This is a genomic window from Thiomonas sp. UBA7699 (assembly GCF_002482605.1).
Lineage (GTDB): Bacteria > Pseudomonadota > Gammaproteobacteria > Burkholderiales > Burkholderiaceae_C > Thiomonas > Thiomonas arsenitoxydans.
In genome coordinates this window covers 91,251-106,907 of record NZ_DLGH01000001.1, presented here as the reverse complement: position 1 = coordinate 106,907, position 15,657 = coordinate 91,251, and the positions used below count along the sequence as shown (strand labels likewise).

The following is a 15,657-nucleotide window of genomic DNA, read 5'->3' as shown; positions in this document are numbered from 1 at the left end:
TCAGCCGTGGCGTTTTTCAAAGTCTTGCAAGTAGTTCACCAGCGCCTGCACGCCTTCAAGCGGCATGGCGTTGTAGATCGAGGCCCGCATGCCGCCCACCGACTTGTGCCCCTTGAGTTGCAGCAGCCCCGCCGCCTCGGCGCCTTGCAGGAAAGCGGTGTTCAAAGCGGTATCACGCAGATGAAACGGCACATTCATGCGCGAGCGGCAATCGCGCGCCACGCGGGTTTCGTAAAGCTGCGAGGCGTCGAGCGCGTCGTACAGCAGATGCGCCTTGGCAATATTGCGCGCTTCCACCGCGGCCAACCCTTCAAGTCCATCGAAACGCTGACGCTTGATCCACTGCAACACCAGTCCGGCGATGTAGATCGCGTAAGTGGGCGGCGTGTTGAACATGGAATGGTTGGCCGCCACCACGGCATAGTCGAAGGCGCTGGGGCAATGCGGCAGGGCATGGCCCAGCAGATCGCGGCGAACGATGACCAGAGTGAGTCCTGCCGGGCCGATGTTCTTCTGCGCGCCGCCATAGATGCAGGCGTAGCGCGACACCTCCACTGCACGCGACAACAGGTGCGAGGACATATCGGCCACCAGCGGCACGCCGCGGCTATCGGGCACGAAGTGAAACTCAACCCCGTCGATGGTTTCGTTGGTGCAGACGTGCAGATATTGCGCGTCGGGGCGGATGCTCCAGGCGGCGTTGTCGGGAATGCTGCCGTAGCCTTGATCGTCGTGGGCGCTGGCGCTCAGGTGCACATCGCAGTATTTGCGGGCCTCTTGCTGGCTTTTTTGCGACCAGCTTCCGGTCACCACATAGTCGGCCTTGGCCCCGCGCGATAGATTCAGCGGAACAATGGCGTTCTCCGCAATCGCCCCGCCTTGCATGAACAGCACGGCGTAGTCGTCAGGGATCTGCAGCAACTCGCGCAGATCGGCCTCGGCCTGCGCGATGATGGACTCGAACTGCGGCCCGCGGTGGCTCATTTCCATCACGCTCATGCCGCAGCCGTGCCAGTCGAGCATCTCGGCCGCGGCCTGTTCCAGCACCTCTTCAGGAATGGCGGCCGGCCCGGCGGAGAAGTTATAGGGGCGTTGCTTGACCATCTCGGCTCACTCCGCGGCCGTGTCGGCGCCGCCGTCTTCCGCCGGGGGCGGCTCGGTCGGGGGCAGCTCGTCGTCGTCCGCCTCCACCACCGGCTGCACCTGGATGAGATGCGCCTTGGCGTCAAGCGCGATCAGGGTGACGCCCTGCGTCGCCCGGCCCATTTCACGAATCTCTTCCACCCGCGTGCGCACCAGTACACCGGTATCGGTGATGAGCATGATTTCATCGCTGGTCCGCACCAGGCAGGCCGCCACCACCTTGCCGTTGCGCTCCGAAGTCTGGATGGCGATCATGCCCTTGGTACCGCGCCCATGACGGGTGTACTCGGTGATGGACGTGCGCTTGCCGAAGCCGTTTTCCGTGGCGGTCAGCACGCTCTGGGTTTCGTCTTCGGCCACCAGCAAGGCGATGACGGACTGATCGGCTTCAAGCTGCATGCCGCGCACCCCGCGCGCCTCGCGGCCCATCGGGCGTACGTCGGCCTCGTCGAAACGCACCGCCTTGCCCGCATCCGAAAACAACATGACGTCGTGCTGACCATCGGTAATGGCCGCACCGATGAGGTAGTCGTCGTCATCGAGCCCGACCGCGATGATGCCCGCGGTACGACGGTTGGCGAACGCCGTCAGCGGCGTCTTTTTCACCGTGCCGCGCGCGGTCGCCATGAACACATAGTGCTGCTCGTCGAAGGCCTTGACCGGCAGTACGGTGGTGATCTTCTCACCGGCCTGCAACGGAAACAGATTGACCAGAGGTTTGCCGCGCGAGCCGCGTCCGCCCATCGGCGATTCGTACACCTTCATCCAGTACACCCGGCCCCGGTTGGAGAAGCACAGCAGCATGTCGTGGGTGTTGGCCACGAACAGTTGCTCGACCCAGTCGTCTTCCTTGGTGCCCGTGGCCAGCTTGCCCCGGCCGCCGCGGCGCTGCGCACGGTATTCCGCCAGAGGCTGGCTCTTGACGTAGCCCGAATGCGAGATGGTGACCACCAGGTCTTGCGGGGTGATGAGGTCTTCGACATCGATGTCGTAAGCATTGACCTCGATGTGCGAACGGCGCGCATCGCCGAACTCGGCACGCAAGGTGCTCATTTCGGTGGTGATGATTTCGGTCATGCGCTCAGGCTTGGCAAGGATGTCGAGCAGATCGGCGATCTGCTCCATGACGTCCTTGTATTCGCTCACGATCTTGTCCTGCTCCAGGCCGGTCAGGCGCTGCAGCCGCATCTGCAGGATTTCCTGCGCTTGCGTCTCGCTGAGGTAATAACCGTCGGGTTTGAGGCCGTAACGCGCGTCGAGATCGTCGGGTTGGAACTGGGTGATGTCACCCTCCACGCGCGACAGCATGGCGCGCGCCTCGCCCGGCTCCCAGGTCTGCGCCAGCAGACGCTCTTTCGCCACCGGCGGCGTGGGCGCGGCCTTGATGAGTTCGATCATGCGATCGACATTGGCCAGCGCCACAGCCAGACCTTCGAGCACATGCCCACGTTCACGCGCTTTGCGCAGGTCGAACACCGTGCGGCGGGTGATGATCTCGCGGCGGTGCGACAAAAAGGCCGCGATCATCTGCTGCAGGTTGAGCAAACGCGGCTGACCATCCACCAGCGCCACCATGTTGACGCCAAAGGTGTCTTGCAGCTGGGTTTGCTTGTACAGATTGTTGAGCACCACTTCAGGCACTTCGCCGCGCTTGAGTTCGATGACCACGCGCATGCCGGACTTGTCGGACTCGTCCTGGATGTGGCTGATGCCTTCGATCTTTTTCTCTTGCACCAGCTCGGCGATGCGCTCAAGCAAGGTGCGTTTGTTGACCTGGTACGGCAACTCGTCGACGATGATGGCCTGACGCTGACCCTTTTCGAGATCTTCAAAGTGGCAACGCGCCCGCATCACCACCCGACCGCGTCCAGTGCGGTAAGCGTCGCGCACTCCCGAAGTGCCATAGATGATGCCCGCCGTCGGGAAGTCGGGCGCAGGCACGCGCTCCATCAACTCTTCGATCGTCGCCCCGGGGTTGCGCAACAAATGCAAACAGGCGTCGAGCACCTCGCCCAGGTTGTGCGGCGGAATATTGGTGGCCATGCCCACCGCAATACCCGACGAGCCATTGATCAGCAAATTGGGCAGACGCGCAGGCAACAGCAGCGGCTCCTGCTCTGAGCCGTCATAGTTGGGGCCGAAATCGACGGTTTCCTTGTCGATATCGGCCAGCATTTCGTGCGCGATCTTCGACAGCCGGATTTCGGTGTAGCGCATGGCCGCGGCGTTGTCGCCGTCCACCGAGCCAAAGTTGCCCTGTCCGTCCACCAGCATGTAGCGCAAGGAAAAATCCTGCGCCATGCGCACGATGGTGTCGTACACCGACTGGTCACCGTGCGGGTGGTATTTACCGATCACGTCACCCACGATGCGCGCCGACTTCTTATAAGGCCGATTCCAGGCATTGCTCAATTCGTGCATCGCATACAGCACGCGCCGATGCACCGGCTTGAGGCCATCTCGCACATCGGGAAGTGCACGACCCACGATCACGCTCATCGCGTAATCGAGGTAGGAGCGGCGCATTTCCGTCTCTAGGCTGATTGGCAGGGTTTCTTTGGCAAAAACGGACATGAGTGAGTGCTTCGCAGCAATAGATCAGACGTCGGAGCGACCAGACCGGGCCCGACAAACCGGGCGTCGCCCGTCTAGCAGACGCGCCCCCAGTCAAGCGAACGATGTTAGCAGCCCGTATTTCCTCGCTCGGTTTCAGCGCAGCAGCGAAATGGATGACGGAATGTGGAGCAGAAAAATCAGGCCAATGTTGCGAAACAGCAACGCCGGTATGCGCACCTCGGGGCAGAACGTAAACGAATCGTTTCAGCAATTGAACGTCACAGACGCTGTGGCACAATGTCTTCGGGTTTACTAGTAGTGAATGCGTCAGGTGTCGGGTTCTCGGGCAGTGAACGAGTTCAAGCGGCAATTGCTCACACCCCAAAGCATCCTGGCGCTTATTATGGCAACACGCAGTTCTGGCTGCGATGAACGATCAACGACCGAGAGGAAATAACATGATCCACCCCAAAAAAATCGCAAAATTGTTCGCAGCTGCGGTTCTCGCAACATCTTCGCTGGCGGCTGCCCATGCCGGTGAGGCTCGCAGCATCAACAACTGGCAAGACCCGTACGGTCTGACCTGGATGAACGGCGACAACAAGCTGTGCTGGCAAGACAACTTCTGGACGCCGGCAACCGCCTCCAGCGAAGCTTGTGGCCTGCCTGTCGTGGCCAAGGCTGAACCTGCTCCGGCACCTGCCCCCGCACCTGCTGCCGCGCCTGCGCCCGCCCCCGCCCCCGCTCCGGCCCCTGTGCCTGTGAGCGAAAAGGTCACCTACAACGCCGACGCCTTCTTCCAGTTCAACAAGGCTGTTCTGCTGCCCGCTGGCAAGGAAAAGCTCGATGATCTGGCTGGCAAGATCAAGGCCATCAATCTGGAAGTCGTGATCGCTACCGGCTACACCGACAGCTTCGGCAGCGTGGCTTACAACCAGAAGCTCTCCGTTCGCCGTGCTGAAGCCGTGAAGGCTTATCTGGTGAGCCAGGGTGTTCCGGCTGACAAGATCTACGTCGAAGGCAAGGGCAAGACCGACTTCCGCGTCGATCCCAAGAGCTGCAAGGGCTCCTTCAAGAGCCAAGTGGAATGCCAAGCCCCCAACCGCCGCACGGTGGTCGAGGTTGTCGGTACCCATATGGTCACCAAGTAAGCTGTTTCAAGAAAGCTGCCTACTTAGAGCTGACTGCTTCACCGAAAAAGCCCCGCCCTGCGGGGCTTTTTCTTTTTGGCGCGGTGTCGCTGCTTGACAACGCCTTCGCTATATTTGAGGGGGCACAGACCGAAACATCGGAGCCACACACATTCCCGTTCACAGGAGAGTTTCATGGATCAAGCCGAACTTCAGCGTTCTGGCGCAATGACCGAGCTACCGTCGATGGACCAGCTCTGGATGCCGTTCACCGCCAACCGGCAGTTCAAGGCCGCCCCCCGATTGCTCGTCAGTGCGCAAGGCATGTATTACCGCTCTCACGACGGACGTCAAATTCTGGACGGCACATCGGGCCTATGGTGCGTCAACGCAGGCCACGGCCGACCGGAGATCAGCGCGGCCATTGCCCATCAGGCGCAGGAGATGGACTATGCCCCCCCATTCCAGATGGGCCACCCTGTGCAGTTCGAGGCGGCCAATCTGCTGGCCGAAATCGCTCCCGCCGATCTGAAAAAGGTATTTTTCACCAACTCCGGCTCGGAGTCGGTGGACTCGGCCCTGAAGATCGCCCTGGCCTATCACCGGGCGCGCGGTGACGGAACGCGCACCCTGTTCATCGGGCGTGAGCGCGGCTATCACGGCGTGGGATTCGGGGGCATCTCCGTGGGCGGTATGTTGGCGAATCGCAAGACCTTCCGCGGTTCGCTGCTGCCCAATGTGGATCATCTGCCCCACACTTACGCGCCTGACCATCAGGCGTTTTCGCGGGGCGTACCGGAATGGGGCGGACACCTTGCCGATGAGCTCGAACGCATTGTGGCGCTGCATGATGCGAGCAATATCGCCGCCGTGATCGTCGAGCCCGTCGCTGGGTCAACCGGTGTGCTCGTGCCGCCCAAGGGGTATCTGGAACGGCTGCGCGCAATATGCGACAAACACGGCATCCTGTTGATTTTCGATGAGGTCATCACCGGTTATGGTCGGCTGGGCACGCCGTTTGCCGCACAGTATTTCAAGGTCACGCCCGACATCATCACCACTGCCAAGGCGGTGAACAATGCGGCGGTGCCGCTGGGCGCCGTGTTCGTGCGTAATGGCATTTACGACACGGTCGTGAACGGATCTCCGGACGGCACCGTCGAATTTTTCCACGGTTACACCTATTCGGGCCATCCTCTGGCCATGGCCGCTGCCGTCGCGGCGCAAAAGATTTACAAGCGCGACCAACTGCTCACCCGCGTGCAGGACGACGGCATTGCACACTACTGGCAGGAAGCGCTGCACGCCCTGCGAGACGTGCGGCACGTCAAAGACCTTCGCAATATCGGGCTGATCGGCGCCATCGAGCTGGAGTCGCGGCCTGCCGGCGTGGGCAAACGGGCCTTTGAAGCGTTTGTCGGCTGCTACGCACGCGGCCTGCTGGTGCGGTACACGGGCGACACCCTTGCGCTGTCGCCGCCGCTCATCATCGAGCGCGGCCAGATCGATCAGATCATGTCGACCCTTCGGGACGTTCTGCGCACCATCGACTGAACGGTTCGCCCCCTTTGTCAACCCGGCCTCGCGCCGGGTTTTTCATGTCTTGTCGGCCTCTCGACCTCGAGACTGTCGCCGCGCGTTAAAGTGCGTGTCTTATCGCGAATTGCACTTTCTTTTTTCCCTTCCACACATGGACTCCCTGCTGCGTTGGTTCATACCCTGGGAACTGTCTCCAACGGCCCTCGTCCTGTTGGCGACTGCGGCTGTTCTCTATGTGCGCGGCTGCCGCAGACGGAAGATTTCAGTCTCGCGCCAGGTTCGGTTCTGGCTGGGATGGGTGCTGATGTGGCAGGCCTTCCAAACCCGCTGGGACTACTACGCCGAACATCAGTTTTTTGTGCATATCTCGCAGCAAATTTCGCTGCATGATTTCGCGCCGCTGCTCATGATGTGGAGCTATCCGCTCGCTGTGCTGCGAGCCGGCATTCCCGTGAGCATCAGGGTGCGCTGGCTGAAGCCTTTTCAGCGCAACGCAGTTGTACGGGCGACCAAGCTCGTGCTGTTCAACCCTTACTTTGCCGCGTTTTTGTTTGGCGGCATGGCATTGCTCTGGCTGATTCCGTCTTTTCACCCCTTTGTCATGCTCAATGCGCCGACCTACCGGTTGATGAACTGGAGCATGGCGCTTGATGGTCTTTTGTTCTGGTGGCTGGTTCTCGATACCCGTCCCAATCCGCCTGCCCATCTCTCGCCGGGAAAACGGGTTTTTCTGCCTCTGCTGAGCATGCTACCGACCATGGTGTGGGGCGCGATCCTCGCTCTGAGCATGACCGACTACTACCCGATTTATGAAATTTGCGGACGCGCGCTGAGCCTCGACCCATTGACTGACCAACACCTTGGCGGCCTGATCCTGTGGATTCCGGGCTCTTTCCCCATGATCCTGGCCAGCATGATCGCGTTGCGCAGTTGGATGCGGCTTTCAGACCGAGGCCGCCTCAAAACGCGGCCTAATAAGCGCACCGTTGCTTCGGCTGCGGCCGCCGTACCACCCGTCGTTTGAGACTTTGCACCTGTCGAGTTCGAACGGCGCAGGCTGCAAGCGGCTCAGCGGACCCGTTTGCGCGGGCTGGTCGACTTGCCAGTCTTGCGATCTGCGGACGATTTTCCCTTCGCCGCCTTGCCGTTGGCACTTGGCGCGGCCGCGGTTTTAATCGCGGCCTCCGCTGGGCCACGCTGGCTCTTGCCGCCCGATTTGGCCACTCCTTTGCCCACCCCGTTCGACGACGTCCGGGATTTGCGCACACCGGCCGACATTTGCGGATTCAGCGCAAACACGTCTTCGTCGACTCCCTTGATCTCTCCGGAAGTCGGCAAAGGCTTGTTAGACGGGCTGGACTTGCCGCCTTCGCGCACCAGGCGGAAGTCAATTTTGCGGCCATCCAGATCGACCCGGCTGACCTGCACGAGCAGACGCCCGCCCAAGGCATAACGAATACCGGTGCGTTCACCGCGCAACTCGCCGCGCGCCTCGTCGTAGCGAAAGTAATCGGCGCCGATCTCCGAGACATGCACCAGGCCTTCGACAAACAGGGCATCGAGTTGCACAAAAAGGCCAAAGCCGGTCACTGCGGTGATCGTGCCCGCGTACTCCTCGCCGAGCTTGTCGCGCATATACCAGCACTTCAACCAGCTCTCGACATCGCGGCTGGCCTCGTCGGCCCGACGCTCATTGGACGAGCAATGCACCCCGGCCGCCTCCCAGATCGGCATGTCCTTAGCCCTCTCCTTGGATACCGGAGCCGCCGGAGCCACGCTTGCAAGCTGACGCTGCGGCGCGCGGCGCGCGTTCTGCTCGCCACGATTGAGTTCGATGCGTTCGCTGAACTTCGGGGTGTAATGCGTGCCGTGCAGAATGGCCTTGATGCCGCGATGCGTGAGCAGATCGGGATAGCGACGAATCGGGCTGGTGAAATGGGTGTAGGCGGGATAGGCCAGGCCGAAGTGCCCGCTGTTGTGCGGCGTATAAATGGCCTGCTGCATGGAACGCAGCAGAAGCGTCTGAATCTGTAGGGCGTCCGGCCGCTCCTCGATGGACTGCGCCAGCGCCTGATAGTCGGCGGGTTCGGGCGCCCCTTTGCTGCCCAGCGTGAGCCCGAGATTGCGCAGCAGGGTGCGCAGTGTTTCGAGCTTTTCGGGCGTTGGGCCTTCGTGAACGCGATAGAGCGCAAGCTGTTTGTTGCGTTCCAGAAAATCGGCGGCACACACATTGGCTGCCAGCATGCATTCCTCGATCAGCCGGTGCGCGTCGTTGCGATGTCGCGGCACGATGGCCTCGATCTTGCCCGCGGCATTCACCACAATCTGCGTTTCGGGAATATCGAGATCGAGCGCGCCCCGAACCTGCCGCGACTTGAGCAAGGCGTGAAACACGGCATGCAGATTGAGCAGATGTGGCACCAGCGGCGCACGCTCGCGCGCTAGCTTTCCTGCCGTGTTCGACAAGATGTCTGCAACCTCCGTGTAGGTCAGTCGCGCCTGAGAACGCATCACCGCCGGATAAAACTGATAGGCCTTGAGCTCCCCCTGCGCGGAGATCAGCACGTCGCACACCATGCACAGACGATCCACCTGAGGGTTCAGCGAGCACAGGCCATTGCTCAGCTTTTCCGGCAGCATGGGAATCACGCGCCGCGGAAAATACACCGAGGTCGCACGCTCCAGCGCATCCGCGTCGAGCTCAGTCCCTTCGCGCACGTAATGCGAGACATCGGCAATCGCCACCAGCAAACGCCAGCCCTTGGCGCGACCGATCTTCGCGGGCTCGCAATACACCGCATCGTCGAAATCCCGCGCGTCCTCGCCGTCGATGGTCACCAGCGCCACATCGCGCAAATCGATGCGCCCGGCCGAGTCGGCATCACGCACCGCGTCAGGCAAAGCCGCGCTTTCGCGCAGCGCGCCGCTCGAAAACAAATGCGGTACGCCGTACTTGCGCACCGCAATTTCAATCTCCATGCCGGGGTCATCGAGCTCCCCCAACACCTCCAGCACCCGCCCGACCGGCTGCACGTTGGGCAGCGGCGGCTGGGTGATTTCAGCGCTCACCACCTGACCAGCACGCGCCTTGCCAATGGCATCGGGTGATATCAGAATATCTTGCACATAGCGCTTGTCCTCGGGCGCCAGCAACCACGTTCCGCCCTCTTGCAACAAACGCCCGATGATGGGGCGCGTGCTCCGTTCCAGAATGCCGATGATCTGCCCTTCAGTCCGCCCCCGCCGATCGGGCTTGCCCACACGTACTCGCACCCTGTCCAGATGTAGCACAGTGCGCATCTGCTGCGGCGGAAGATAAACATCGGGGCCGCCATCATCGGGCGTGACAAAGCCATGACCATCGCGATGACCGCGCACGATACCTTCAACAATCACGGATGATCCTTTTCTTGACTGCAGACCACTGCAGAGTCGCGGCCTTGGTGCCGCATGGAGATGATGCCAAACATTGTTCTGACTACTGCATTATCACCGCGGACCCCGATCAACCTCAAAAGCGCGGCCCAGTCTTTACAAGCACGAACTTTATGCTAAGATGTTCAGCTTCGTTGCCCAGATGGCGGAATTGGTAGACGCACTAGTTTCAGGTACTAGCGCTGCGAGGCGTGGAGGTTCGAGTCCTCTTCTGGGCACCAAAATTGCAGAAAGTACAGACGGGGGATTTCGATTCCCCGTTTTGCTTTCCGTCAGGCGCAAATGCACGAATGCCTGATCTCCCAGCCGGGATGGCGGAATCGGTAGACGCACTGGATTCAAAATCCAGCGCCCTTAAAAGCGTGCGGGTTCGAGTCCCGCTCCCGGCACCATCTAATCGTTTTCGGCAGTGCACAGCAGTGCAAAAGCCCTAAAGCCATCAACGCGTTTAGGACTTTTGTACGTTGACGGTACCGAGTTGGCAGCGCATTGGTTTCAAAATAGACTGCCCTCCTGCACTTAGCCAAGCCCATGCACAATCCGCCCATACGCCATTGCACCGCTTGCGGCTCGCCGGTAATCTACCGCGTTCCTGAAGGCGATTCCCGTCCGCGCGCGGTTTGCCCGGCCTGCGGGCACATCCAGTACGAAAATCCGCGCAACATCGTCGGCGTCATACCGGCCTGGGGGCAACAGGTTTTGTTGTGCAAGCGGGCGATCGAGCCGCGCTATGGTTTGTGGACCTTGCCCGCGGGTTTTATGGAAATTGGCGAAAGCACCGAAGTGGGCGCCCTTCGCGAGACCCGTGAAGAAGCCGGCGCCGAAGTGGCGTTGAAGGGTCTTTACGCGGTCATCAACGTGCTGCCCGCGAATCAGGTCTATTTCTTTTACCGGGGGCAACTCACCCAGCCCCAATGGCAAGCGGGACAAGAGAGTCTCGATGTCCAGCTTTTTCACGAAGCGGACATTCCCTGGGAGCGGATCGCCTTTCGCAGCGTGGCGCAAACATTGCAGCGCTACTTCGCAGACCTGCGCGCCGGGCACTTCCAAATCCACACCTTCGACATCGCCTAAAAGCTGGGGCTCGCTCAGGCGCAGCCGCCCATCGGCAATTCGCTGCCCGCATGGAACAGTTTCCAGAAGCCATAGACGGCAAACAGCAAGAGCAACGTACCGGCAGCCAAGTGAAACCAGCGCTGATTGGTGCGCTGACTTACCCAACGCAGCGTGTGACCGGCAAAGAGCATATGCGGCAGAGTGCCCAGGCCGAAGGCCAGCATGGCCAGGGCACCCTCCCAAGCCGTGGCGCTGAGAAACGCCAGAGAAAGCGCGGAATACACCAGTCCACAAGGCAGCAAACCCCAGAGTAGCCCGGCGCCCAGCCGTTTGGGAAAGGTGTTGAAGGGCAGCAGCCGCGATAGCAAGGGCTGAGTCAACCGGGTCAATCCGCGCCCAACCCAACTGCCGCCGAGCCACTTCTGCTGCCAGGCCAACCAGCGCGGTGAAAGCACCTGTTGCAGGATCATCCATAGGCCCACCGCAACGAGCACCAGGTTGCCAAGGGTAAAAAGGCTCAGTTGCACCGGCCGCGCGCTCGCGGCCCACACCCCAGCCCCGATCAAACCCGCGATTCCCCCCAAAATGGTGTAGGACAACACCCGTGCGCCCTGTAATTGCAGCTGATTTTGAAACAACCGACGCGCCGGAAGGAGCACATGCTCTGTAGATGCGCGCTCGGAGGCCACCACCAGTCCCCCGCACATGGCGGCGCAGTGCAGCCCGCCTGTGAGGCCCATCAACAATAGGGTCAGTGGAATGGTTGTATTCATGATGTTCTGCTGTATTCTGTAAACATCAACTGAAGCAAATATCGCGACATCCAAATCTATGAAATCGACCCCGACCCCCACCGCCACGCAGATGGAAAAACCCCATCCTTGCGATGTGTGCTTTCAAAGTAAGTTCTGCCTGCCGATTGCGCTGCAGCCGTCGGAGATGGGGCGTATCCGAGACGTGATTCAGGCAACCGTGCGGGTGCAGAAGGGCGAAGCGCTTTTCAGCACCGGCCAGGCCATGACCAAGGTGTATTCGGTGCATGCAGGATCTTTCAAATCGTATGTCACCAGTTCCGACGGACGCGAGCAGATTGTCGGTTTCCACATTCCCGGTGAGTTGATGGGCCTGGAGGGTCTGGGGCAGCACACCTATTTCACCGACACGGTCGCGCTCGAAGACAGCGAGGCCTGCGAAATCGATCTGCGTGCGCTGGAAACCACCACGCGCGACCTGCCCGCGCTGCAGCATCAGCTGCATTGCATCGTCGGCGGCAAGTTGGTGCGGGCGCAGCAAGATCAGTTTTCTCTGGGCAGCATGCATGCAGATGAGCGGCTGGCCCGCTTTCTGCTCGACTTGTCCGAACGCTTCAAGGCCCGTGGCCTGTCGCCCGATGAATTCGTCTTGCGCATGAGCCGCGAAGAGATTGGCAGTTATCTCGGCTTGAAACTGGAGACGGTCAGCCGTCTGATGTCCAAGTTTCACTCCGCGGGGTTGATTCATGTGGCGCAGCGCCAGATTCGCATCACGGATCGCCGCGCCCTCGCTGAATTGTTGATGCCGCAAACCTGATCACTCTGAGTGATAGCCAGTGAATTTAGGGGCTCCGAGAGGAGCCCCTTTATTTTGTTCAGACACCCGGCTCAAGCGTCAGCGTCGTCCCCGGAATCCAGACACCCGCGAGGCGCCAGTCTGCCGTTTCCACATGCACGCGGTAACGCACGGGCTCAAGAGGTGGGGAGAAGGCGCTGTAAGTACCTGAGGCGCCGCGGTGCAAGTCGATCTGCACGTCTTTCTGCTTGGACAAGGGGTGACGCAACATCAAGTGCAGAGTGTCGGGAGCGATCTGCTGGTTGAGCTTGAGGTCAATGCGCCCGGCTGCGATTGAGATCTGCCCCGAAAGATGCAGGGCCTGGGCATGTCGCTCGCGCTGAATATCGCCGCCTACCGCGAGCCCCTTTTTGTAGTAGTGGTCGGTCACCAGGCTGTCGGGGGTGCGGCTGGCCAGGTAGATGGTGTAGACACTGGCCAAAACCGCGATCAGGGGAAGCGCGATCAAAAACCAGGGCCATGGCTCACGGTACCAGGGGCGGAAAGCGGCGGTTTGCATGGAAACATCTCCTGCGGTTCGGGTGTTCAAGGGACGATGAAGGTGGTCTTGCTCGACGCAGAGATCGGCTTTTCGCCTTCTGATGTGGCAATGATCTCGATTTTGTAAACGCCCTTCTTCGCATTGTCGACTGGAATAGTCACTTCCAGCGGCTCGAGAATATTGGTCGATGCGGGCAACTCGTAGGTATTTCGATCATGCACCGCCACGCCCTCCAGTCCCTTGACCTCGACGCGAATCTTTCGCGCTTTTTCCGTGGTGTTCATCAGCTGGATCTGATAGACGTTCTCGACCAGACCACCGGGAATTTCGCGCGACAGCACGCCACGATCACGCATCACGTTCATCTTTAAGGGATCGCGCGTGGCCAGCCCGCCGACAAACAGCCCCACCATGATGAGCAGCAACGCCGAGTAAATGAGAATGCGCGGTCGCAGTAGATGCGCCCATTGCTGGCGCTTGCTCCACTTGTTCTTCATGGCGTTTTCGCTGGAGTAGCGAATCAGCCCGCGCGGATAACCCACCTTGTCCATGACCTGATCGCAGGCATCGACACAGGCGCCGCAGCCGATGCACATGTATTGCAGGCCATCGCGGATATCGATGCCCGTCGGGCAGACTTGCACGCAGATGCTGCAGTCCACGCAATCGCCCTTGCCTTGCGCGCGCGGGTCGACATGTTTGCCCCGTTTGCCGCGCGGCTCGCCCCGTTCGGTGTCGTAAGTGACGATGAGCGTGTCCTTGTCGATCATCACCGACTGAAAGCGGGCATAAGGGCACATGTACTTGCAGACTTGCTCGCGCATGAACCCGGCGTTGCCATAGGTGGCGAAACCGTAGAACAAAATCCAGAACGTTTGCCAGGGGCCAAGGCTTGCGCTGATGACCTGACCGGCCAAGGTCAGAATGGGCGTGAAGTAGCCCACGAAGGTGAAGCCCGTCCACAGGGCCACTGCAATCCACAACCCGTGCTTGAGCGCTTTTTTGCCGATCTTGCGGGCATTCCAATCGGAGCCGTCAAGGCGGATGCGTGCCAGCCGGTCGCCCTCGACCTTACGCTCGATCCACATGAAAATTTCGGTGTACACCGTTTGCGGGCAGGCATAGCCGCAAAACAGTCGCCCAGCGATGGCCGTGAACAAAAACAAACCGTAGGCCGAGATGATCAGCAGCAGAGCGAGGAAGATCACGTCCTGCGGCCACAGAATCATGCCGAAAAAGTAGAACTTCCGGGTGGACAGATCGAGCAGCACGGCCTGGCGGCCATCCCACTGCAACCAAGGCAAGCCGTAGAACAGCGCCTGGGTGAACACCACCATGAACACCCGCCAGTTATTGAACCAACCGGTGACGGAGCGGGAGTAGATTTTTTTGCGAACCTCGTACAGCCACTCTTCAGAGGCTGAAATATCGTCGTCACTGGGTTCTGGCGCCTTGGCGTTCATCGCACGTTCCGGGCTGATAAATACGGGACTGACTCAAGCGGCATCGGGGCGCATTTGATCTTGCGCCCCGATGCAGGTCAGAGAATGAAAAGAATCGAAGACTGGACTTACTTCGCCGCTTGCGCACCATGACTGATGCTGTAAACGTAGGCCGCAAGCAAGTGAATCTTTTCGGGCGAGAGAAAGTCTTTCTGCGCAGGCATCTGGCCGGCACGACCCTTCTCAATGGTGTGCGAAATGGTTTCGATGCTCGACCCGAACAGCCACTGCCGCTTGGGGTCGGCCAGATCGGGGGCGCCCAGAGCCTTGTTGCCTGTGCCGTCGGCGCCGTGGCAAGCCGCGCAGGCCGTGGCGAACAAGGGCTTGCCCTGAGCCGCCAGTTGAGCGTCGTGCTTCATACCGCTGAGGCTGCGCACATAATTAGCCACGGCGAGCACGCCGGGTTTGCCGCCAACCGCGGCCTCCATCGGCGGCATCATGCCCAAGCGGCCGTTGGTAATGGTTTCCACCAAAACCTCGGTGCTGTTGCCGTACAGCCAGGCATTGGCGTTGTGGACGGTCAAGTTGGGAAAGCCCTTGGTGCCCCCCGCGTCTGATCCATGACACTGAGAGCAATAGGTCAGAAACATGCGCTGACCGGTGGCCATGGCCGTGGGGTTGGCAGCGAGTTCGGGAATCGGCGTTTTCATGTAGGCCGCATACAGGGGCTCAATGCGCGCATCGAACGCGGCCGATTCCTGCTGGTACATCTTGTCGCTGGAATACCCGAGGATGCCCTTGTAAAACGCCAGGCCGCCGTAGAGCGATAGATAGATCACTGCAAAAATCAGTGTCAGGATGAACAGCCCCATCCACCAGCGCGGCAAGGGGTTGTTGAACTCCTGCAGATCACCGTCCCAGACATGGCCGGTCGTAGCGATGGGATTACCCGCCTTGTCGCGAAACACGGTTTGCCGTGCTGTACCGCGCAGAAAAAGGAACAGGGCAACGATGGAAACAATGGTGACGCCGCCGATCCAGAAGGCCCACCCGGGGGAATAGAACTGGTTCATGATTTGGTCTTGTCGGAGGTCTCGGACTCATCGCCCTTGTCGAAAGACTCGGGCGGGTGATTCTTGGAATCGAGGAAAGGGATCATTCCGTCCTTTTCATGCGTCTTTTTGAACCGGGGCGAAAACGCCCACCATACGATGCCGACGAAGACCACCATGGAGAGAACGAGAACGATCGAGCCGAAGGACATGGC

The 15,657-nt window shown here is 60.3% G+C and carries 13 protein-coding genes and 2 tRNA genes; 7 read left to right on the top strand and 8 right to left on the bottom strand.

Annotated features, from left to right (window positions below; genetic code table 11):
* Together serC and gyrA are read right to left on the bottom strand one after the other, a co-directional pair.
* Positions 1–1,104 carry a 3-phosphoserine/phosphohydroxythreonine transaminase gene (gene serC / locus B3H47_RS00500; RefSeq protein ID WP_286985375.1) on the bottom strand — a complete coding sequence of 368 codons (1,104 nt, stop codon included), beginning with the start codon at positions 1,102–1,104 and terminating at the stop codon, positions 1–3.
* A 6-nt stretch (positions 1,105–1,110) separates the two neighbouring features.
* Positions 1,111–3,717, bottom strand: coding sequence for a DNA gyrase subunit A (gene gyrA / locus B3H47_RS00495; RefSeq protein ID WP_286985374.1), 2,607 nt, complete (start codon positions 3,715–3,717; stop codon positions 1,111–1,113).
* Between the two features lie 440 nt (positions 3,718–4,157).
* On the opposite strand from gyrA, the gene ompA reads away from it, so the two are divergent.
* From ompA to B3H47_RS00480, 3 genes are all read left to right on the top strand, one after another.
* Positions 4,158–4,850, top strand: a complete 693-nt coding sequence (gene ompA, locus B3H47_RS00490) for an outer membrane protein OmpA (protein WP_013106252.1) — start codon at positions 4,158–4,160, stop codon at positions 4,848–4,850.
* Between the two features lie 174 nt (positions 4,851–5,024).
* Positions 5,025–6,383, top strand: a complete 1,359-nt coding sequence (locus B3H47_RS00485) for an aspartate aminotransferase family protein (protein WP_414718214.1) — start codon at positions 5,025–5,027, stop codon at positions 6,381–6,383.
* Positions 6,384–6,477: 94 nt separating this feature from the next.
* Positions 6,478–7,392: a cytochrome c oxidase assembly protein gene (locus B3H47_RS00480; protein ID WP_286985373.1), complete on the top strand. Its 915-nt coding sequence runs from the start codon at positions 6,478–6,480 to the stop codon at positions 7,390–7,392.
* Positions 7,393–7,436: 44 nt separating this feature from the next.
* Here the strand turns inward: B3H47_RS00480 and rnr are convergent, their stop codons facing one another.
* Positions 7,437–9,764, bottom strand: a complete 2,328-nt coding sequence (gene rnr / locus B3H47_RS00475; RefSeq protein WP_286985372.1) for a ribonuclease R — start codon at positions 9,762–9,764, stop codon at positions 7,437–7,439.
* Positions 9,765–9,939: 175 nt separating this feature from the next.
* Here rnr and B3H47_RS00470 point away from each other — a divergent pair.
* The 3 genes from B3H47_RS00470 (at position 9,940) to B3H47_RS00460 (ending at position 10,877) form a co-directional block, all read left to right on the top strand.
* A tRNA-Leu gene (locus B3H47_RS00470) sits at positions 9,940–10,024 on the top strand.
* A gap of 84 nt (positions 10,025–10,108) precedes the next feature.
* Positions 10,109–10,195 (top strand) — tRNA-Leu (locus tag B3H47_RS00465).
* Positions 10,196–10,334: 139 nt separating this feature from the next.
* A complete protein-coding gene (locus tag B3H47_RS00460) occupies positions 10,335–10,877 on the top strand; it encodes an NUDIX hydrolase (RefSeq protein WP_286985371.1) in 543 nt (180 codons plus the stop codon).
* A gap of 14 nt (positions 10,878–10,891) precedes the next feature.
* Here B3H47_RS00460 and B3H47_RS00455 read toward each other — a convergent pair whose 3' ends face one another.
* A complete protein-coding gene (locus B3H47_RS00455) occupies positions 10,892–11,686 on the bottom strand; it encodes a sulfite exporter TauE/SafE family protein (protein ID WP_286985370.1) in 795 nt (264 codons plus the stop codon).
* Between the two features lie 4 nt (positions 11,687–11,690).
* Here B3H47_RS00455 and B3H47_RS00450 point away from each other — a divergent pair, with 4 nt between their 5' ends.
* Positions 11,691–12,428: a helix-turn-helix domain-containing protein gene (locus B3H47_RS00450; protein ID WP_013122765.1), complete on the top strand. Its 738-nt coding sequence runs from the start codon at positions 11,691–11,693 to the stop codon at positions 12,426–12,428.
* 58 nt (positions 12,429–12,486) lie between these two features.
* Here B3H47_RS00450 and B3H47_RS00445 read toward each other — a convergent pair whose 3' ends face one another.
* The 4 genes from B3H47_RS00445 to B3H47_RS00430 form a co-directional block, all read right to left on the bottom strand.
* Entirely contained in the window at positions 12,487–12,966 is a 480-nt protein-coding gene (locus B3H47_RS00445) for a FixH family protein (protein WP_286985369.1), read from the bottom strand.
* A 26-nt stretch (positions 12,967–12,992) separates the two neighbouring features.
* Positions 12,993–14,411, bottom strand: a complete 1,419-nt coding sequence (gene ccoG, locus B3H47_RS00440; protein ID WP_286985368.1) for a cytochrome c oxidase accessory protein CcoG — start codon at positions 14,409–14,411, stop codon at positions 12,993–12,995.
* 107 nt (positions 14,412–14,518) lie between these two features.
* Positions 14,519–15,463: a cytochrome-c oxidase, cbb3-type subunit III gene (gene ccoP, locus B3H47_RS00435; RefSeq protein ID WP_286985367.1), complete on the bottom strand. Its 945-nt coding sequence runs from the start codon at positions 15,461–15,463 to the stop codon at positions 14,519–14,521.
* Positions 15,460–15,654 carry a cbb3-type cytochrome oxidase subunit 3 gene (locus B3H47_RS00430; protein ID WP_286985366.1) on the bottom strand — a complete coding sequence of 65 codons (195 nt, stop codon included), beginning with the start codon at positions 15,652–15,654 and terminating at the stop codon, positions 15,460–15,462. Before B3H47_RS00430 ends, ccoP begins: the two co-directional genes overlap by 4 nt.
* Positions 15,655–15,657 lie beyond the last annotated feature (3 nt).

What these genes read in the sequence shown, in the direction of transcription:
- B3H47_RS00485 (WP_414718214.1), top strand. Translation starts at nt 5,025, where the DNA reads ATGGATCAAGCCGAACTTCAGCGTTCTGGCGCAATGACCGAGCTACCG.
- serC (WP_286985375.1), bottom strand. Translation starts at nt 1,104, where the DNA reads ATGGTCAAGCAACGCCCCTATAACTTCTCCGCCGGGCCGGCCGCCATT.
- gyrA (WP_286985374.1), bottom strand. Translation starts at nt 3,717, where the DNA reads ATGTCCGTTTTTGCCAAAGAAACCCTGCCAATCAGCCTAGAGACGGAA.
- B3H47_RS00430 (WP_286985366.1), bottom strand. Translation starts at nt 15,654, where the DNA reads ATGTCCTTCGGCTCGATCGTTCTCGTTCTCTCCATGGTGGTCTTCGTC.
- B3H47_RS00450 (WP_013122765.1), top strand. Translation starts at nt 11,691, where the DNA reads ATGAAATCGACCCCGACCCCCACCGCCACGCAGATGGAAAAACCCCAT.
- B3H47_RS00445 (WP_286985369.1), bottom strand. Translation starts at nt 12,966, where the DNA reads ATGCAAACCGCCGCTTTCCGCCCCTGGTACCGTGAGCCATGGCCCTGG.
- ccoG (WP_286985368.1), bottom strand. Translation starts at nt 14,411, where the DNA reads ATGAACGCCAAGGCGCCAGAACCCAGTGACGACGATATTTCAGCCTCT.
- ccoP (WP_286985367.1), bottom strand. Translation starts at nt 15,463, where the DNA reads ATGAACCAGTTCTATTCCCCCGGGTGGGCCTTCTGGATCGGCGGCGTC.
- B3H47_RS00460 (WP_286985371.1), top strand. Translation starts at nt 10,335, where the DNA reads ATGCACAATCCGCCCATACGCCATTGCACCGCTTGCGGCTCGCCGGTA.
- ompA (WP_013106252.1), top strand. Translation starts at nt 4,158, where the DNA reads ATGATCCACCCCAAAAAAATCGCAAAATTGTTCGCAGCTGCGGTTCTC.